The organism is Serinicoccus marinus DSM 15273 (assembly GCF_008386315.1).
Lineage (GTDB): Bacteria > Actinomycetota > Actinomycetes > Actinomycetales > Dermatophilaceae > Ornithinicoccus > Ornithinicoccus marinus.
In genome coordinates this window covers 2,914,386-2,932,997 of sequence record NZ_CP043808.1, presented here as the reverse complement: position 1 = coordinate 2,932,997, position 18,612 = coordinate 2,914,386, and the positions used below count along the sequence as shown (strand labels likewise).

Below are 18,612 nucleotides of genomic sequence, written 5' to 3'. Positions count from 1 at the left end.
ATGAGCGGCATGAAAATCCTCGCGACCGTCGTCGCCAACGGCGTGGCCCTCTGGGTCGCCTCGGCCCTCGTGTCCGGCATCGAGTTCGGCGGGCAGGGGTGGTCGACGGTGCTCACCGTCGTGCTCGTGGCCGCCGTCTTCGGCGTGGTCAACGCCGTGGTCCGGCCGCTGGCCCAGCTGCTGTCGCTGCCGTTCATCATCCTCACGCTGGGCCTGTTCCTCGTCGTGGTCAACGCCCTCATGCTGCTGCTGACCTCGTGGCTAGCCGGCGTGCTCGGCCTGGACTTCCGGGTGGACGACTTCTGGTGGGACGCCGTCCTCGGGGCGGTCATCGTCTCGGCCGTCTCGATGGTCGTCGGGATGCTCCTGCCCGACGGTCGCGACTGAGCATGCCGGTGCCCGGCCCGGCACGGTCAGCATGCCCCGGGGTCAGGCTGACGTCTGCGGTAACGTCCCGTGACACGCCCCCAGCACGAAGGAGTCACGCGTGAGCGACGACGAGGTCGCGGCCAGCAGCGGCAGCCCCACCGGTCACGAACCGCCCGAGCGCGACATCACCGACGGCGGGCCCGACATGGTCCAGTTCCTGGCCGCGGACGGCACCCGTGTCGAGCCGAGCGAGACCAGCGAGCCCTACGCGGCATACCTGGAGGACGTCGACCACGAGACCATGGTCGGCTTCCTGCGCGACCTCATCCTCGTCCGCCGCGTCGACGCCGAGGGCTTCGCGCTGCAGCGTCAGGGCGAGCTCGGGCTCTGGCCCAGCCTGCTCGGCCAGGAGGCCGCCCAGGTCGGCGCCGGCCGCGCGATGCGCCTGCAGGACTATGCCTTCCCCGGCTACCGCGAGCACGGCGTCGCCTGGTGCAAGGGGGTGCCGCCGGAGAACCTGCTCGGCATGTTCCGCGGGGTCAACCACGGCGGGTGGGACTCCAACGAGAACAACTTCCACCTCTACACGATCGTCATCGGCAACCAGATGCTGCACGCGGTCGGGTATGCCATGGGCGTGGCCCGCGACGGTGATGTCGCGACCGGCGACGCCGACCGGGACACCGCGGTCATGGCCTTCACCGGCGACGGCGGCACCGCGCAGGGCGACTTCAACGAGGCCCTCGTCTTCGCCTCGGTGACGAACGCCCCGGTCGTCTTCTACGTGCAGAACAACCACTGGGCGATCTCCGAGCCCAACGACCGGCAGTTCACCATCCCGCCCTACCGCCGCGCGGACGGCTTCGGCTTCCCCGGCATCCGGGTCGACGGCAACGACGTCCTCGCCAGCTACGCCGTCACGCGGTATGCCCTCGACCGGGCCCGCAGCGGCCAGGGCCCGACGCTCATCGAGGCGTTCACCTACCGGATGGGCGCGCACACCACCTCTGACGACCCGACGAAGTACCGCATCTCCGCCGAGGTCGACGCGTGGAAGGCGAAGGACCCGATCGACCGGATGAAGGCATACCTCACGGCCGAGGGTGCGATCGACGACGCCTGGGTCGAGCAGACTGAAGGAGAGGCCGACGAGCTCGCCAAGCGGATCCGCAAGGCCTGCCAGACGATGCCCGACCCGCCGCACGAGGAGATGTTCGCGCACGTGTATGCCGAGCCGCACCCGCTGATCGAGCGTGAGTCCGCGTCCTTCGCGGACTACCAGGCCGGGTTCGAGGACTGAGGGGCGAGGCGATGAGCACGCAGGCACAGGCGCGCGGCGGCGCGAGCAGCGGCACCCGGATGACGATCGCCAAGGCGCTCAACGCGGGGATGCGCGCGGCGATGGAACGCGACCCCAAGGTCGTCCTCATGGGGGAGGACGTCGGCAAGCTCGGCGGCGTCTTCCGGATCACGGAGGGGCTGCAGAAGGACTTCGGCGAGGACCGCGTTATCGACACCCCGCTCGCCGAGGCCGGGATCATGGGTGCGGCCGTCGGGATGGCGCTGCGCGGCTACCGGCCGGTGGTGGAGATCCAGTTCGACGGCTTCGTCTACCCCGCCTTCGACCAGATCGTCAGCCAGGTCGCCAAGATGCACAACCGGAGCCTCGGCGCGCTCAAGGTGCCGATGGTCATCCGCATCCCCTACGGCGGCGGCATCGGCGCGGTGGAGCACCACAGCGAGTCCAACGAGTCCTACTTCGCGCACACCGCGGGCCTGCGGGTCGTGACCTGCTCGAGCACCGAGGACGCCTACTGGATGATGCAGCAGGCGATCGCCAGCGACGACCCGGTCGTCTTCTACGAGCCCAAGCGGCGCTACCACGAGCGCGGGGTGCTCGACCTCGGCGAGGCCGGATCGGGGGCCTCCCTCGACGACGCGCCGCACGCGCTGGACGAGGGTGTGGTCCGGGTCGAGGGCAGCGACGTCACGGTGCTGACCTACGGCCCCATGGTCAAGGTCGCGCACGCCGCGGCGCAGGCCGCCGAGCTGGAGGACGGCCCCTCGATCGAGGTGATCGACCTGCGCTCGCTCTCGCCGCTGGACACCGAGCTCATCGAGGAGTCGGTGAGCAAGACCGGACGCTGCATCGCGCTGTCCGAGGCGCAGACCTTCTCCAGCATCACCTCCGAGCTGGCCGCGCACGTCCAGGAGCACTGCTTCTACCACCTCGAGGCGCCGGTCCTGCGGGTCGGCGGCTACAACATCCCCTACCCGCCGAGCCGGCACGAGGAGGTCTTCCTCCCCGACCTCGACCGCGTCCTGCACGCGGTCGAGACCCTGCTCGCATACTGACGGCTCACGCCACAGAGAGGCGATCCTCGTGCCAGAGTTCAAGCTCCCCGACCCCGGCGAAGGTCTCGTCGAGGCCACCATCGTCGAGTGGAAGGTCGCCGTCGGCGACACCGTGAAGACCAACGACATCGTCGTCGAGGTCGAGACCGCCAAGTCGCTGGTCGAGCTGCCGATCCCGTATGACGGCACGGTCACCGAGCTGCTCGCCGCGGAAGGCGACGAGGTCGAGGTCGGCACGCCCATCGTCGTCGTCGACGACGGGAGCGGCGAGGGGGCCTCCAGCGGGTCAGGCGGCACCGACGCCGAGGACGTCACCGACGAGCAGGCCGCGGCCTCCGACGACCTGGTGCCCAGCCCGCCCGACGGCGGCGAGGGCGGCACCGGCAGCAAGCGGGAGGCGGTGCTCGTCGGCTACGGCGCGATCGAGGGCTCGACCACCCGGCGCAAGCGGCGCCGGGGGGCCTCGGGCGCCGAGGCCGAGGCGGCCACGACCCCGCAGCGCAAGGCCAAGGCGTCACCGCCGGTGCGGAAGTATGCCCAGGACCGCGGCGTCGACATCAACCAGGTGCCCGCCGCCGGACCGACCGGCATCGTGCGCCGCTCCGACATCGACGCCTTCCTCGACGGCGGCAGTGCCCCGCCGGAGGCGCAGCCCGAGCCCGCTGCCGCCACCGGCTCGCCTCGCGCCGACGCGGGCGCCACCGCAGACGCGGCGGCCGCGGGGTCTGGCGGTCAGGCATACCAGCGGCCGGTCTTCGACCGCTCCGGTGAGCGGGAGGAGCGGATCGACGTCAAGGGCGTGCGCAAGATGACCGCGCAGGCCATGGTCGGTTCGGCCTTCAGCGCGCCGCACGTCACCGAGTTCATCACCGTCGACGTCAGCCGCACGATGGAGCTGATCGACCGGCTCAAGGCGGACCGGGAGCTGCGCGACCTGCGGATCAACCCGCTGCTCGTGCTGGCCAAGGCGATGACCGTCGCGGTGCGGCGCAACCCGGGGATGAACGCCGTCTGGGACGAGGACGCCCAGCAGATCGTGCAGCGCAACTACGTCAACCTCGGCATCGCCGCGGCGACCCCGCGCGGGCTCGTCGTGCCCAACATCAAGGACGCCGACCTCATGGACCTGCGTCAGCTCGCCGAGGCGATGACCGACCTCGTCGCGACCGCCAAGGCCGGGAGGACGCAGCCGGCCGACATGTCCGGCGGGACGATCACGATCACCAACGTGGGCGTCTTCGGCGTCGACACCGGCACCCCGATCATCAACCCCGGCGAGTCGGCGATCGTCGCCTTCGGCGCGGTCCGGCGTATGCCGTGGGTCGTGGGCAGCGGGGCCGAGGAGCGGATCGAGCCGCGCTGGGTGACCCAGCTGGCGGTGAGCTTCGACCACCGGCTCATCGACGGCGAGCTCGGCTCGCGGTTCCTCGCCGACCTGGCCGCCGTGCTGGAGGACCCGGCTCGCGCTCTCGCCTGGACCTGACCTCAGGTTCTGGACAAGCGTTTCTGGGGCTCCGGCCCCAGAAATCGTGGATGGCCTCGGTGCTGGCGTGCACGGTCGCTTACGCGTCGTCGCTGCTGCGGGCCTCGACGACGACCAGCGCGGCCACGACACCGGCACCGAGCAGGGTGAGCATGGTGGGACCGAGGACCGGGTCGTAGGGAGCGACCAGCGCACCCGGCCCGTGGTCGTCGCCCGCGGACTCCTGCCAGGGCCACAGCGCGCGCAGCGAGCCGACCATGAGTCCTGACATGACCAGCAGCGTGCTGCGCCGGTGGTGCTCCAGCAGCCAGCTGATGAGCTGGACGAAAGAGGCCAGGCCGGTGATGGCGCCCAGGGCGAAGACGCCGATGTAGACGAGGTCGCGGGAGTCGACCGCCTCCAGGGTGGCGGTGTAGAGACCGACGGCCAGCAGGAAGAAGGAGCCGGAGACACCCGGGACGACGAGCGCGCAGATCGCGACGGCGGCGACGGCGAAGACGAGGATGAGCGGCGGGTCGGAGACGGTGCCCCCACCGGCCAGGCCGATGAGCGTCCAGGCGAGCACGGCCGCACCCACGGCGAGGACGACCTCGAGCCAGACCGGCCGGCGGCGCTCGGGGAGCATCCGCAGCGGCACGAGGACGCTCATGGCGACCATGCCGAGGAAGAGTCCGCGCGCGTGCTCGGGCGTGTTGGTGACGAAGCTGCTCATCACCCCGGCCATCGTGAGGACCGCCAGGCCCATCCCGACGACGACAGGCACGAGCAGCCACCAGTTGGTCCGGCGCAGCTCGGTGAGCGCGCTGGCGACGCGGCCCTGCTCGCCGCCCACGACGAGCGCCTTGGCGGCGGACACGACGTGCGAGGCCGAGCCGATGAGCTGCTCGTAGAGCCCGGTCACCAGCGCGACCGTCCCGCCCGAGACACCCGGGATGAGCTCGGCCATGCCGATGAGGAAGCCGCGCAGCAGGTCCAGGGGCAGCAGCAGCCGGCTGCGGCCGGACGTCTGAGCCGTGGCGGAGGAGGTGTCGGTCACGCCGAGCAGCCTAATGGGAGTGCAGCCACCTACTCCGAGGCAGTCTACGTCCCTGCGCCCGGCACCACCGGGATGGCCATGGTGACCGGCACCACCCCGCAGGAGCGGATGGCCCCGTTGATGGAGAAGGCCACCGAACGGATGGCCCGCACCCTCGTGCTTGCTCAGCGCGAGGGTGACGGGCCCGGCGGCGAGAAACGGACAGGCTAGGTGCACCCGACGCATACCATCGAGGTATGCCCGCCCGCCCGCGCCTGCAGGACCGCCTCCTGACGATCCTCACCACGCTCGCGGCGGTCGTCATCTTCGTCGCGGGGATGTCCCGCGGCAACACCCGGGTCGCCGTGATCGGCGCGGCGTTCTTCCTCGGCTACGGCGTGCTGCACGCGGTCACCCGGCGGCTCGAGCCGGCCGCGCGGCTGCTCACCGGCAGCGAGGCGGACCGCGCCGAAGCGATGGCGCAGTTCCGCGCGACCAGACTCGCGGGGCAGGGGGCGCTGCTCATCGCGCTGGTCGGCGTCATCCTGGACCTCACGTTGCAGTGGCCGCCCGGGCTGTGGGTGGCCGGCACCGCGCTCGGGGTGCTGGCGATCTTCGTCGGCGGGCTGTGGAGCTTCAGCCGCGGCCTGCACGCGCGCTGAGCGTCACCGCGTCAGCGTCAGCGCGTCGAGCACCCGGCGGGCGAGCTCCTCGTCGCCGCTCACGTGGTATGCCGTCTGCCCGGTGGGCGTGCGGCCGGCGGTGCGGCGGGCCAGCGCGTGGGTGGACATCGCGATCGTGGTCGTCGGCGACGACCCCACGCCCGAATCGGACTCGGTGACCGGCACGTCGTCCTCCTCCTCAGCCGCCGAGTGGCCGGTGAAGAGCTCGTGCGCGACCGGCTCACCGGCCTCGTCGACGTCGACCCGCACACCGGCCCGCCCGGTCACCGGGCCGGTGCTCTCGACGATGACCACCGTCCCCGGCTCCGGCGCCACGCGGCGCAGCACGACGCGCGGCACGGCGTCGAGCACCATCGCGGTCCACTGCGCGGCGCCGTCGCCGTCGAGCGACCCGGGGCGTCCCACCGCCTCCCGGATGTCCTGCTCGTGGGTCCAGATGTCGCACAGCCGCAGCCGCACCAGGTCGACGAAGCGCGCCTCCTGGTCACGGATCGAGCGGACCGTCGACTCCAGCTCCAGGTCCGGGGCATACAGGTCCGCCGTGCGGATCTCGACGAGGGAGCGGAGCTCGGCCAGCAGCTGCTCGGGGGAGAGGGCGGCCCGCGAGCGCAGCCCCTGCTCCATCCAGACACCGAGGTCGTTGCGCACGTGCTCGGGGGTGCCGACCTCGATCGTCTCCTCGACGACGGGCTGGGCGGAGCCGGAGAGGTAGTCCTCGACGTGCACGACGTGCGCCACGTGGTCGCGGACGCTCCACCCGGGGCAGTCGGTGGGCAGCTCCCACTCGGCCTCGCGCAGCCCGTCGCAGACGTTGACCAGGGACAGCAGCACCTGGCGGTATGCCTCGACGAAGCCGGGCACGTCGGCGGGCGGGGCGGGGTGGACGACCATATGGCCAGCCTAACGAGGCGACCTACCATGGAGGTATGCCCGTGCCCCCTGCCGCGACCCCAGCGGCACTGCGCTGGACGGTCCCCGTCACCACGGTCCTGACCGCGCTCGTCGTCGCGGTCCCGGCCGCCGCGCTGAGCGGGGCGGCGGCGCCGCTGGTCATCGGCGACGCCGGGCCGCTCGTGCGCTGGGGGATGGTTGTCGTCGAGACGGTCCACCACCTGGCCGCGGCGCTCACCATCGGCCTGCTCGTGGTCGCGGCCTTCCTGGTGCGGGAGGGCCGGGAGACCGACCGGCGCCGCACCGCCGCCCGCGTCGCCGCCCTGGCCGCGCTGCTCTGGGCCACCTGCGCCGCGGCGATCCTCGTCGTCGGCTTCGGCGACCTGGCGGGCATACCGCCGAGCACACCGGGCTACCTGTCCGACCTCACCGCCAACCTCTGGGGCCTGGAGCCGCTCCGGTTACGGCTGATCGAGGTGCTCCTCGTCGCGCTGCTCGTGCCGCTGGCCGCGGCGGCGCGGACCCGGGGCGCGCTCGCCTGGTCCGCGGCGCTCGCGCTGGCCGCCCTGGTGCCGCAGGCCTACGGCGGCCACGCCAGCGGCACCGACGGCCACGAGACGGCCGTCACCGCGCTGCTGCTGCACCTGGGCGGGATGACCGTCTGGGTCGGCGGGCTCATGGCGCTGGGCCTGCTGCTGCCCGTCCTCGGCTCGGCCCTGCCGGAGACGCTGCGTCGCTACTCCGCGCTGGCCACCTGGTCGTTCGTCGCGATCGGCTTCTCCGGTGTCCTCTTCGCGCTGCTCACCGCGGACGACCTCGGCGACCTCACCACCGCCTACTGGGCCGTGATCTGGGCCAAGGTGGTGCTGCTGGGTGTGCTCGGGGCCTTCGGGGTGCTCCAGCGACGGGCGATCATCGCCCGCGGCGCCGACCGGCCCTGGCTCTTCGCCGCGCTCGCCGCGAGCGAGCTCGCCGTCATGGCCGCCGCCGTCGCGCTGGGGACCGTGCTGTCACGCACCCCCCCGCCGGAGGTCGAGTCCTCCGCGGCGACGGACACCGCGGTCTACGCCCTCACCGGCTACCCCATGCCGCCGCCCTACGCCCCGGCCCGACTGCTGGACGTGTGGCAGGTCAACTGGCTCTTCCTGCTCGTCGCGCTGATCGCGGTCGGCCTGTATGCCGTCGGCTGCGTGCGCCTCTGGCGGCGCGGGGACCGGTGGCCCTGGTGGCGGCTGCTCGTGTGGGTGCTCGGCTGGGCGGTCTTCGGCTACGCGACCAACGGCGCTCCAGGGGTCTACGGCCGGGTGATGTTCTCCCAGCACATGGTCATGCACATGACGCTCATGATGGCGGTGCCGATCTTCCTGGTGCCCGCTCAGGCGATCACGCTGGCCTACCGCGTGCTGCCGGCGCGCAAGGACCGCACGCTCGGGCCGCGCGAGGTGCTCACCGCCGTGGTCCACTCCCGGTGGGCCGCCTTCGTCGCCAACCCGCTGGTCGCCGGGGTCATCTTCTTCGTCAGCCTCATCGCCTTCTACTGGACCGGGCTGTTCGAGCTCGCCCTGACCACGCACACCGGTCACGTGCTCATGGTGGCCCACTTCACCCTCACCGGCTTCGCCTTCGTCTGGTCGCTCGTCGGGCAGGACCCGGGCCCGCCGCGGTGGGCGCCGCCGTTGCGGATCATGGTGCTGCTGGGGACCCTGGCCGCGCACGCCTTCTTCGGGCTGGCACTGATGCAGGGCACCTGGCTGCTCGCGCCCGGCTTCTTCAAGACGATCGAGGTGCCCTGGGTCGAGGACCTGCTCGTCGACCAGCAGCTGGGCGGCACCATCGCCTGGGGCGTGGGAGAGCTGCCGACGGTGGTGCTCGTGCTCATGGTCATGGTCGACTGGATGCGCAGCGACGACCGGGAGACCCGACGCTCGGACCGGCGGGCCGAGCGCGACGACGACGCCGAGCTGGCCGCCTACAACGCGCGGCTCCAGCGGCTGGCGGAGAGGAGCAGCAGGTGAAGGTCGCGATCATCCAGCTCGGGTATGCCGAGGGTGCCGACGAGAGCGTCGAGGCCCGGGCGCAGCGGGTCGCCGGTCTGGTGCGCTCGGCCGGCGCCGGCCACGACCTCGTGCTGCTGCCCGAGCTGTGGAGCGCCGGCGGCTTCGCCTCGACGGAGTGGGAGGAGCGCAGCCAGGACCTCTCCGGGCTGGAGCGCGGCGAGCTGCCTCCGGCCCTGGTGCCGGTCGCCGAGGCGACGCGCGAGATCGGTGCGGTCGTGCATACCGGGTCCGTGGTGGAGCGGACCGCCGAGCCGGGCGAGGAGGGGCGCCACCTGTGGAACACCTCGGTCGTGCTCGACCCGCGCGGCGAGGTGTGCGCGACCTACCGCAAGGTCCACCGCTTCGGCTTCGGCGGCGGCGAGCCGAAGCTCATGGAGGCCGGCGGCGAGGTGGTCGTCACCGACCTGCCGGCCCCGGCGGACGGGCTGAGGATCGGGCTGTCGACCTGCTATGACCTGCGCTTCCCCGAGCTCTACCGCGCCCAGCTGGACCGCGGCGCCGAGGTCTTCGTCATCCCCTCGGCCTGGCCGATGGCGCGGGTCGAGCACTGGCGGCTGCTGCTGCGGGCGCGCGCGGTCGAGGACCAGTGCTTCGTCGTCGCCGCCAACACCGCCGGCACGCACGCCGGGGTCGAGATGGGCGGCCACAGCGCGGTCGTCGACCCCGCGGGTTCCGTGCTCGCCGAGGCTGGGGCAGGGGAGGAGACGCTCTCGGTCGAGATCGACGCCTCGCAGGTGGGGCGGGTGCGTGAGGCCTTCCCCGTGCTCTCCGACCGCCGTCTGTGAGGGCCGCCGGTTAGGGTGGCCCCAGGCACATCGAAAGGATCACTCATGGGCATCGGCCTCGGAATCTTCCTGCTCGCCGTCGGCGCCATCCTGTCGTTCGCGGTGGGCGACCTGACGAGCGTCGTCGACCTCCCGACCGTCGGCTACATCCTCATGGCCGCCGGTGTGCTCTCGCTGCTGCTGGGGCTGGTGATGAACACCCAGCGCAACAACACCACGCACCGCGAGATCATCGAGCGCAACAACCGTGGTGAGACCCGCTACCGCGACCGCGACGGCTACTGAGCGCCGGAGCGCCGCCGACCGCTTCGCCCGGGCCCGCGCCCGGGTCTACGCCGCCCTCCCGCGGCTGCTCCGTCGGTGGGTCCCGGAGACCGCGATCGGCTTCGCCGCGATCAGCAGCTTCACGTATGCCGTCGACCTGACGCTGCTCGCGGTCCTCTTCGACGTCCTGCGCTGGCCCTACCCGCTCGCGGTGACCACGGGCTACGTCGTCGCCTTCGGGCTCGCCTTCGTGCTCAACCGCTGGCTCAACTTCCAGAGCCACGGCCCGGTGGGCCGCCAGACCGGGCGCTACGTCCTGACCGTCGTCGCCAACTACCTGCTCTTCATCCTCGCGCTGTCCACGACCCTGGAGTGGGTGGGCGTGCAGTTCCTCGCCGCGCGGCTGATCGCCGGTGCGTGCGAGGCCGTCTTCATGTATCTCATGATGCGCAGCTTCGTCTTCCGGCTGAAGCGCTACACCTGAGACGCTCCGCTCCGGCGGCGCGACCGGGCGGCGAGTGCGCTCAGAAGGCGGCCTCCGGAAGACCCATCACGGACGCCACCTGACCGTCATCGGCGGCGGTGACGGTGCGGCGGTCGGCGCCCAGGCGCGGGAGCACCTCGGTGGCGAAGAAGCGGGCCGCGGCGACCTTGCCCTGCAGGAAGGCCTGGCCGTCGTCGTCGGCGGCGCTCACCCCGCTGACGCCGCGCTCGCCGGAGTCCAGCAGCCGCTGGGCGGCCTCCGCCTCGCGCAGCAGCAGCCAGCCGATGAGCAGGTCACCGGTGGCGAGCAGCAGGCGGGTGGTGCCCAGGCCGACGGCATACACCGCCTCGGGCCGGGTCTGGCTCTCCACCGCCCTCGCGGTGAGGAACTCCACCATCTCGTTGACCTCGCCGAGCCCGCGCAGCACCGCGCCCCGGATGTCGCCGAGGCCGTCGTCGACCTGCGCCGAGGCGGTCTGCTGCACCTGCGCCGCGACGTGGCCGAGGGCCTGACCGCGGTCGCGCAGGATCTTGCGGAAGAAGAAGTCCTGCCCCTGGATCGCGGTGGTGCCCTCGTAGAGGCTGTCGATCTTGGCGTCGCGGACGTACTGCTCGATGGGGTAGTCCTGCAGGAAGCCGGAGCCGCCCAGGGTCTGCAGCGACTCGGTGCCGAGCAGCGTGAAGGCGCGCTCGCTGCCGCAGCCTTTCACCAGCGGCAGCAGCAGGTCGTTGACCCGAGCGGCCAGCCCGACGTCGGGGCCGTCGCCGGTGTCCTCGCCCTGGTCCTGCGCGGCGTGGACCTGGTCCTGGACGCTGGCGGTGTAGAGCATGAGCGCCCGCAGCCCCTCGGAGTAGGACTTCTGCAGCAGCAGCGAGCGGCGCACGTCGGGGTGGTGGGTGATCGTCACCCGCGGGGCGGTCTTGTCCGCCATCTGGGTGAGGTCGGCGCCCTGGACCCGCTCCTTGGCATAGGCGAGGGCCGCCTGGTAGCCGGCCGAGAGCGTGGCGATCGCCTTCGTGCCGACGAGCATCCGGGCATACTCGATGATCCGGAACATCTGCGCGATGCCGTCGTGTACCTCGCCGAGGAGGTAGCCGACGGCCGGGCGGTCCGGGTCCTCGCCGAAGGAGACCTCGCAGGTCGTCGAGACCTTGAGGCCCATCTTGTGCTCGAGGCCCGTGACCCGGACCCCGTTGCGCTCGCCGAGCTCACCGGTCTCGAGGTCGGTGACGTGCCGGTCGGTGAGGATGAACAGCGAGAGCCCCTTGGTGCCCGGGCCGGCGCCCTCCGGGCGGGCCAGGGCGAAGTGGACGACGTTGTCGTAGAACGGCGCGACGCCGCTGGTGATGAAGCGCTTGGTGCCGGTCAGGTGCCAGGTGCCGTCGCCGGCCTTGACCGCCCTGGTCCGGCCCGCGCCGACGTCGGAGCCGGCGTCGGGCTCGGTGAGCATCATGGTCGCGCCCCACGCCTTGTCGACCATGAGCTGCGCGAGCTGCTGCTGCTGCGGGGTGCCGAGGCGGTGGAGGACGTTGGCGAAGGTGTAGCCCGCGGCGAACATCTTGACCGCCGGGTTGGCGCCCATGACCAGCTCGGACATCGCCCAGGTGAGGCTCGGGGGAGCGGGCGTACCGCCCAGCCCCTCCTCGATTTCCAGCCGCCAGAACTCGTTCTCCACCCAGGTCTGGTAGGACCGGACGAAGCTCTCCGGCATGCTGACCTCGCCGGTGGCCGGGTCGAAGACGGGCGGTGTCCGGTCGGACTCGGTGAAGGAGGCGGCGATCGGGCCCTCCGCCAGCTCGGCGACCTGCGCCAGCGCCGCGCGGGCGGTCTCGACGTCGACCTCCTCGTAGGGCGCCCGGCCCAGGACGTCCTGGCGGCCGAGGACGTCGAAGAGGACGAACTCCGCGTCCCGGACGTTGCTGCGGTAGTGGCCCACGCTGGCTCCTCAGGTGTGCGGTCCTGACCTCTGGTCAGGTATGCGGTACCGACGGTACGCCGTATCTGGCGTCAGTCTATACCGGCCCCTCAGCTCCCTACCCGCGGGTAACCGCTCGGCCCTGCAGACCGTGCGGTCGGTGCGTGCTTGGCCGTGCGGTCGGTCAGGCGAGGGTGGTGAGCTGCTCGGTGACGGCGCGCTCGAGGCAGTCGGCGGTGTCGGTCCAGGAGGCGGCGGCGCCGTAGGTCGCCGAGAGGTCGACGACGCGGAGCCCGGCGAGCCGCGCCGCGGGGGCGTCCTCGCGCACCACGCCCGCGACGACGATGACAGGTATGCCGTAGGGCTCGGCCTCGTCGACCACCCCGCCGACGACCTTGCCGTTGAACGACTCGGCGTCCAGGGCGCCCTCGCCGGTGACGATCGCGTCGGCCCGCGCGACCGCGTCGGCCAGCCCGACCTGCTCGGCCACCAGCCGGAGCCCCGGCACGAGGGAGCCGCCCAGCACGAGCATCCCGCCCCCGAGGCCGCCGGCCGCACCCGCGCCAGGAGTGGTCGACACGTCGACGCCGAACTCCTCGACATACCTGCCCTGCAGCTCGAAGAGGCGCCCGGTGAGCTCGACGACCTGGTCGCCGCTGGCGCCCTTCTGCGGCCCGAAGACCTGAGCGGCCTCGACGAAGGGTGTCTGCACGTCGCACGCCGCGAGCAGCTCCACCCCGCGCTCGGCCGGTGTCTGCCCGTCGAGCACGGCCCGCGCCGCCTCGACCGCCCCGCGCCCGCCGTCACTCATCGCCGACCCCCCGAGGCCCACGATCACGCGCGTCGCCCCGTCACGCACGGCCTGCGCGACGAGCTCACCGGTGCCGGCGCTGGTCGCGCCTACGGGGTCGTTGCCCTCCTTGCCGCCGGCCAGCACCAGCCCGCTGGCCGCCGCGGACTCGATGACCGCCACGCCGTCGTCCCCCAGCCGCCACTGCGCCTCGACCGGCGTGCCCAGCGGTCCGGTCACGGCGCTGGTCCGGTTGGCCCCGCCGAAGGCGTCGAGCATGCCCTCACCGCCGTCGGCCATCGGCATACCGATGACGTCCCAGCCCGCCGCCTGCGCCCCGGAGCGAGCGGCCGCGACGACCTCGGGAGCGGTCAGCGACCCGCGGAACTTGTCCGGCGCGATCAGCACGACGGGGCGGGCGGGGGTGTCGGCGGCGGTGCTCACAGCCCTGACCCTAGGGCAAGGATTGGCGCGGGCGTGTGCGGATGCACGATGATGGCGCGCATGACGACGTCGACGAAGACTCGCTCGCTCATCGCCGCGCTGGCCGCGACCGCACTGCTCGCCGGCTGCAACGCCGGGGCCGGCACCAGCTCGGACACCGGGTCGCAGGAGGAGGGGGAGTCCGCCGGCTCCGGTGACGGCGGCGACGACACCGCCGCGGCCCCGGAGCCCGGTGGCTCGGACGAGACGGTCCGCATCGGCCTCGTCGCCGAGCCGGCCAGCCTCGACTTCACCACGAATGGAGGGGCGGCGATCCCTCAGGTCATGATGGACAACGTCTACGAGACCCTGGTGCAGATCGACGGGGAGAGCGCGGAGATCGTGCCGGGACTCGCCACGGAGTGGGAGGTCAGCGAGGACCGGCTGACCTACACCTTCACGCTCGAGGAGGGCGTCACCTTCTCCGACGGCAGCGAGTTCACCGCCGAGGACGCGAAGTTCTCGATCGAGCGGGTCTCCTCCGACGCCTGGACCAACGGGCTCAAGGCCAAGTTCGACGTCGTGGAGTCGGTCGAGGCGGTCGACGACACCACGCTGGAGGTCACGCTCACCCGCCCCAGCAACCAGTTCCTCTACAACCTGACGACCCTCGTCGGGGCGATGTTCGACACCGAGGGGGTCGACAACCTCGCCGAGGAGGCGATCGGCACCGGCCCCTACGTCTTCGAGAACTGGGACCGCGGCTCGCAGATCACGCTGGAGCGCAACCCCGACTACCACGGCGATGCGCCCTACTTCGCCTCCGTCGAGATGCGCTATTTCGACGACGCCAACGCGCTCAACAACGCGATGCTCACCGACTCCATCGACGTCGTCTCGACGGTGCAGGCCCCGGAGTCGCTGGCCGAGTTCGAGGGCGGCGACTTCCAGATCGTCGAGGGGACCACCAACGGCGAGGTCGTGCTGTCGATGAACCAGGAGGAGGGCAACCCGCTGGCCGACGTCGAGCTGCGGCGGGCGGTCCGGCACGCCATCGACCACCAGGCCCTCATGGACACCTGCTGGGCCGGACGCGGCGAGCTGATCGGCTCAATGGTCCCGGTCACCGACCCGTGGTACGAGGACCGCACCGGCGACTACCCCTTCGACCTCGAGGAGGCGCAGCGGCTCATCTCCGAGGCCGGCGCCGAGGGCACCGAGCTGCGGCTGCGCATACCGTCGCTGCCGTATGCCGTCTCCTGCGGCACGGTCGTCGAGTCCATGCTCGAGGACGCCGGGCTGGAGGTGACCATCGACGAGCTGGAGTTCCCCGCGGCCTGGCTGGAGACCGTTTTCACCAACAAGGACTACGACATGTCGATCGTGTCGCACGTCGAGGGGCGTGACATGTCTGCCGTGTTCGGCAACCCGGACTACTACACGACCTACGGCACGGAGGAGGTCCAGACCCTCTTCGAGGAGGCTGACGCCGGCACCGAGGAGGAGCAGACCGAGAAGCTGCAGGAGGCCGCGGCGCTCATCAGCGAGGAGGCCGCCGCCGACTTCCTCTTCCTGCTGCCCAACCTCATGGTCGCCGACCCGGACATCACCGGGCTGCCGACCAACGCCCTCCGGGAGTCCTTCGACCTGGGCGACCTCGCGCGGGAGTGACGGCGCCCGGGGCTCTCGGCGCCTCCGCCTGACCTGGGCAACCTTGTGCACCGGATCCGCCGTCGAGAAGGGCGCATCTGGTGCACAACCTTGCGCAGGTCCCAGACGTGCAGCACACCCTTGCCCAGGTCGAGGTATGCCTGCCGCCGGGTCCGTGCCCGCGTCACCCTCTAGGGTGCTGAGCCATGCTCCTGCGCCTGCTGCACCGCGCGCTGGTCCTCGTGGCCAGCGTCCTGGCGGCGTCGGTGCTGGTCTTCGGCTTCATGCGGGTGCTGCCGGGTGACCCGGCGCGGGTGGCGCTCGGGATCAATGCCTCGGACGAGGCGGTCGCGCGGCTGCGCGAGCAGTTCGGGCTGGACCGGCCCCTCGTGGTGCAGTACCTCGACTGGATGCGCGGCCTGGTCACCCTCGACCCGGGCATCGAGTTCGTCTCCAAGGCGGCGATCGGCCCGCAGATCGCCGACCGGCTGCAGGTCACCCTCATCCTCGTCGTCACGGCCATGGTCCTGGCCGTGCTCGTCGCCGTCCCGGTCGGCATCTGGATGGCGGTGCGCCACCGCCACCTCGACGGGCTCCTCATGTCGGCGCTGTCCCAGGTCGGCGTCGCGATCCCGGCCTTCCTCGCCGGCATCGTGCTCATCTCGGTCTTCGCGGTGCGGCTGCGCTGGGTGCCGAGCGGCGGCTGGGTCGTGCCGTCGCAGGACCCGGTGGGCTTCCTGCAGCGGATCGTCCTCCCGTCGGTCGCGCTCGCGATGGTGCAGGCGGCGGTGCTGGCGCGGTATGTCCGCTCCGCCGTCCTCGACGTGCTCCGCGAGGACTACCTTCGCACCGCCCGGGCCAAGGGGCTGCGCCCGGTGCAGGCGCTGTGGCGGCACGGTCTGCGCAACGCCGCGGTGCCGGTGGTCACCGTGCTCGGCCTGCAGCTCGCGACCCTGCTCATCGGCGCGGTTGTGATCGAGCAGGTCTTCGTCATCCCGGGCCTGGGGTCGCTGCTGCTGGACTCGGTCGCCGACCGCGAGCTCCTCACCGTGCAGACCGTCGTCATGGTCCTCGTGGTGGCCACGCTGCTCATCAACTTCCTCGTCGACGCGCTCTACCTCGTCATCGACCCACGGCTGCGGACGGGGTCGCGATGAGCGAGATCCAGGGCGCGGCCGCGCAAGGGCTCGAGGGGCAGGCCCCTGCCGGCGGCTCGGGCGGGCGCCGGCTCAACCCCTCGCTGCTCCTCGGCGGGGGTCTCGTCGCCGTGGTCGTCGTGCTCGCGCTCGTCTCCTACGTCTGGACGCCGTATGTGCCGATGCGGGTCCTCCCGGTCGAGGCCTACCAGACGCCCAACGCCGAGCACTGGCTCGGCACCGACCGCTACCGCCGCGACGTCTTCACCCAGATCCTCGTCGGGGCACGCACGACCCTGTATGTCGGCTTCGTCGCCGTCGGCGTCGCGGCGCTTGTCGGGGTGCCGCTCGGGATCCTCGCGGCCATGTCGCCCGGCTGGCTCGGCCAGCTCGTGATGCGCTCCAACGACGTGCTGCTGGCCTTTCCCGCGCTGCTGCTGGCGATCATGTTCGCCGCGCTCTACGGCGGGTCGACGCGGGTGGCGATGATCGCCATCGGCATCGCGACGATCCCGGCCTTCGCCCGCATCACCCGCTCCGGCGCGCTCGGGGTGATGAAGACCGAGTATGTCGTCGCCGCCCGGGCCGCGGGACGCTCGCCGCTGGGGATGGCGGTGCGCCACGTCATACCCAACGTGGCGGGGCTCGTCATCGTGCAGGCGTCGGTCTCCTTCGCCATCGCGATCCTCGCCGAGGCGGCGCTGGCCTACCTCGGCCTGGGCACGCCGACCGGCCAGGCGAGCTGGGGGCGGATGCTCTACGAGGCGCAGACCACGTTGCGCACGGCGCCGCACCTGGCGCTCATCCCCGGCGCGGCGATCGCGCTGTCGGTGCTCGGCTTCAACCTCTTCGGCGACGGACTGCGGGACTGGCTGGACCCGAAGCTGGAGAAGAGGTGAAGAGTTCCTGGAGTAAAGGTTTGGTCAAGAGCCTGGCCTCGATGTTGCTAAGCCGATCGGGGGGGGGTACGGTCGAATCATAGCTTGGCGGCGAAGACGCTCCCAGCATCTTGGAGGGCAGATATATGCGATTCTTGCGAAAACTGACTGCTGGCGCAGCGGCGCTGGCCGTGGTCGGAGCAACTGCGGGTCCTGCATCCGCAGTTGTGCGTCATTCGGGATGGTTCTACGACAGTTCCTGCAGCTCGTGGACGGACCCATGGACACACGCTCGGTGGCGTGGTGAAGGCCAGATCATGGGGCCAGGAAGCAGCCAGTACGTCATCATCTCCTACAGCAGCAGTTGGCGTACCCACAACACCAAGGGAATGGCACAAGGGGGCTACTGGGCCGCAACGGGCAGTCTGAGTCTCGACAAACCGGGCACGTACGCCTTCTGCGGCGACGGTTCGCCCTGAACCCGGCGTCCGGCAGACTGCGGATCGCAGTGGGGGCTCGCGTCAGGCGACTCTCTGCCATTGCGCTAGCCCTCGCGGTCCTCTGGGGATGCAGTAGTCCGGGGACCGTCGATCAGGAGCGAAGCACTGATGCCTCGCAGGCCACCGACCTGTCGACCCTGAGCGTCGAAGAGTCTCGACAATTGCGAGGGACCGCGGCCCGGGAGGCGCTGGAGCAGCGTCGACAGTGCTTGGAAGACCGAGGATTCCCGTCTCAGCAAAACGCCGATGGCACGCTGACGGTGGAGGTGGGCGAACAACGGCAGGCCTACGAGCAGGCTAATGAGTCGTGCGATCAAGAGGTGGACTACGGGGCTGCGGCTGCTCCCCTGACCGATGAAGAGATCCGATGGTTGTTTGACGAGAATGTCAAGGCCTATGAATGCCTGGTTTCGGAGGGATTCTCGCCGTCCGAGCCGGTGAGTTTCGGCGTGTTCCTGGCAGATTATCGTGAAGGACGGTCCCCCTGGTCCCCGTTCTTGCCCTCAACCGGCGAAGGGTCAATCATGACCGAATCGTGCCCTGAGCCGGACATCAACGCGCAAGAGTAGCTCAAATGTGTGACGTGTCTACGGCGCTCTCATGGCCTCGCGAGAAAGACCTGTCTCTGTGTAGCAGATCAGTGTTCGTTGGGTGGTCGCCTCAGCATGGTGTTGCCGGTGGTCATCCCGGCACTGGTTGCTGGGGTGCAGGGTGGTCGATCTCTCGTCTACGGTGAGCACCGACAGAGTCGCGCCAAAGGCAAAGGGGTTGACGAGGAGGCACTTCGGCTGACCGGTAAGTGTCTGCAGGAGCCTGGGTCGCGGGAGCCGACATCTATGAACAGGTCACGGTCAGTGACGTTAAACGGGCCGATGTGGAGGAGCGGTGCCCACAGGAGGAGCCCGTTAGCAAGAACCCAGGAGGCTCGTGCTAT

Annotated in this window: 17 protein-coding genes; 13 read left to right on the top strand and 4 right to left on the bottom strand. The window is 71.2% G+C overall.

All coding sequences use genetic code 11. The features are described from left to right. The 4 genes from FU792_RS14145 to FU792_RS14130 all read left to right on the top strand — a co-directional run bounded on the left by FU792_RS14145 (position 1) and on the right by FU792_RS14130 (position 4,207). Complete coding sequence (locus FU792_RS14145) at positions 1-387, top strand: phage holin family protein (RefSeq protein ID WP_338101128.1); 387 nt, start codon at positions 1-3, stop codon at positions 385-387. Between the two features lie 100 nt (positions 388-487). Continuing rightward, positions 488-1,669, top strand: a complete 1,182-nt coding sequence (gene pdhA, locus FU792_RS14140; RefSeq protein WP_022926054.1) for a pyruvate dehydrogenase (acetyl-transferring) E1 component subunit alpha — start codon at positions 488-490, stop codon at positions 1,667-1,669. A gap of 11 nt (positions 1,670-1,680) precedes the next feature. Then, positions 1,681-2,724 carry an alpha-ketoacid dehydrogenase subunit beta gene (locus FU792_RS14135; RefSeq protein ID WP_022926053.1) on the top strand — a complete coding sequence of 348 codons (1,044 nt, stop codon included), beginning with the start codon at positions 1,681-1,683 and terminating at the stop codon, positions 2,722-2,724. A gap of 22 nt (positions 2,725-2,746) precedes the next feature. Continuing rightward, positions 2,747-4,207 carry a dihydrolipoamide acetyltransferase family protein gene (locus FU792_RS14130; RefSeq protein ID WP_028131213.1) on the top strand — a complete coding sequence of 487 codons (1,461 nt, stop codon included), beginning with the start codon at positions 2,747-2,749 and terminating at the stop codon, positions 4,205-4,207. A 79-nt stretch (positions 4,208-4,286) separates the two neighbouring features. Here the strand turns inward: FU792_RS14130 and FU792_RS14125 are convergent, their stop codons facing one another. Beyond that, on the bottom strand, positions 4,287-5,243 hold the full coding sequence (locus tag FU792_RS14125; RefSeq protein WP_028131212.1) for a DUF368 domain-containing protein: 957 nt from the start codon (positions 5,241-5,243) through the stop codon (positions 4,287-4,289). Between the two features lie 236 nt (positions 5,244-5,479). Between FU792_RS14125 and FU792_RS14120 the strand changes: the two genes are divergently transcribed. Then, positions 5,480-5,884, top strand: coding sequence for a hypothetical protein (locus FU792_RS14120; RefSeq protein ID WP_028131211.1), 405 nt, complete (start codon positions 5,480-5,482; stop codon positions 5,882-5,884). Between the two features lie 3 nt (positions 5,885-5,887). On the opposite strand, the gene FU792_RS14115 is transcribed toward FU792_RS14120, so the two are convergent. Further along, positions 5,888-6,796 carry a maleylpyruvate isomerase family mycothiol-dependent enzyme gene (locus FU792_RS14115; protein WP_022926050.1) on the bottom strand — a complete coding sequence of 303 codons (909 nt, stop codon included), beginning with the start codon at positions 6,794-6,796 and terminating at the stop codon, positions 5,888-5,890. A 35-nt stretch (positions 6,797-6,831) separates the two neighbouring features. Between FU792_RS14115 and FU792_RS14110 the strand changes: the two genes are divergently transcribed. Genes FU792_RS14110 through FU792_RS14095 form a run of 4 tightly spaced genes read left to right on the top strand, consistent with a single transcriptional unit; the run spans position 6,832 to position 10,386 of the window. Continuing rightward, a complete protein-coding gene (locus tag FU792_RS14110; RefSeq protein WP_022926049.1) occupies positions 6,832-8,811 on the top strand; it encodes a bifunctional copper resistance protein CopD/cytochrome c oxidase assembly protein in 1,980 nt (659 codons plus the stop codon). Further along, complete coding sequence (locus FU792_RS14105; RefSeq protein WP_022926048.1) at positions 8,808-9,638, top strand: carbon-nitrogen family hydrolase; 831 nt, start codon at positions 8,808-8,810, stop codon at positions 9,636-9,638. Before FU792_RS14110 ends, FU792_RS14105 begins: the two co-directional genes overlap by 4 nt. Positions 9,639-9,683: 45 nt before the next feature. Next, positions 9,684-9,923 (top strand): DUF6458 family protein, encoded by a 240-nt coding sequence (locus FU792_RS14100; protein WP_022926047.1) that lies wholly within the window; start codon positions 9,684-9,686, stop codon positions 9,921-9,923. Next, positions 9,889-10,386, top strand: coding sequence for a GtrA family protein (locus FU792_RS14095; RefSeq protein ID WP_022926046.1), 498 nt, complete (start codon positions 9,889-9,891; stop codon positions 10,384-10,386). Before FU792_RS14100 ends, FU792_RS14095 begins: the two co-directional genes overlap by 35 nt. A gap of 40 nt (positions 10,387-10,426) precedes the next feature. Here the strand turns inward: FU792_RS14095 and FU792_RS14090 are convergent, their stop codons facing one another. Further along, positions 10,427-12,322 carry an acyl-CoA dehydrogenase gene (locus tag FU792_RS14090; RefSeq protein ID WP_022926045.1) on the bottom strand — a complete coding sequence of 632 codons (1,896 nt, stop codon included), beginning with the start codon at positions 12,320-12,322 and terminating at the stop codon, positions 10,427-10,429. A 163-nt stretch (positions 12,323-12,485) separates the two neighbouring features. Beyond that, on the bottom strand, positions 12,486-13,535 hold the full coding sequence (locus FU792_RS16865) for a glycerate kinase family protein (protein ID WP_022926044.1): 1,050 nt from the start codon (positions 13,533-13,535) through the stop codon (positions 12,486-12,488). Positions 13,536-13,595: 60 nt separating this feature from the next. On the opposite strand from FU792_RS16865, the gene FU792_RS14080 reads away from it, so the two are divergent. The 4 genes from FU792_RS14080 to FU792_RS16860 all read left to right on the top strand — a co-directional run bounded on the left by FU792_RS14080 (position 13,596) and on the right by FU792_RS16860 (position 18,247). Further along, the gene (locus FU792_RS14080) at positions 13,596-15,185 is read left to right on the top strand and encodes an ABC transporter substrate-binding protein (protein WP_028131209.1); all 1,590 of its coding nucleotides are present in this window, start codon (positions 13,596-13,598) and stop codon (positions 15,183-15,185) included. 185 nt (positions 15,186-15,370) lie between these two features. Next, positions 15,371-16,321 (top strand): ABC transporter permease, encoded by a 951-nt coding sequence (locus FU792_RS14075; RefSeq protein WP_022926042.1) that lies wholly within the window; start codon positions 15,371-15,373, stop codon positions 16,319-16,321. Continuing rightward, positions 16,318-17,199 carry an ABC transporter permease gene (locus FU792_RS14070; protein ID WP_022926041.1) on the top strand — a complete coding sequence of 294 codons (882 nt, stop codon included), beginning with the start codon at positions 16,318-16,320 and terminating at the stop codon, positions 17,197-17,199. The genes FU792_RS14075 and FU792_RS14070 overlap by 4 nt, the downstream gene beginning before the upstream one ends. 487 nt (positions 17,200-17,686) lie before the next feature. Next, complete coding sequence (locus FU792_RS16860; RefSeq protein ID WP_022926040.1) at positions 17,687-18,247, top strand: hypothetical protein; 561 nt, start codon at positions 17,687-17,689, stop codon at positions 18,245-18,247. Positions 18,248-18,612 lie beyond the last annotated feature (365 nt).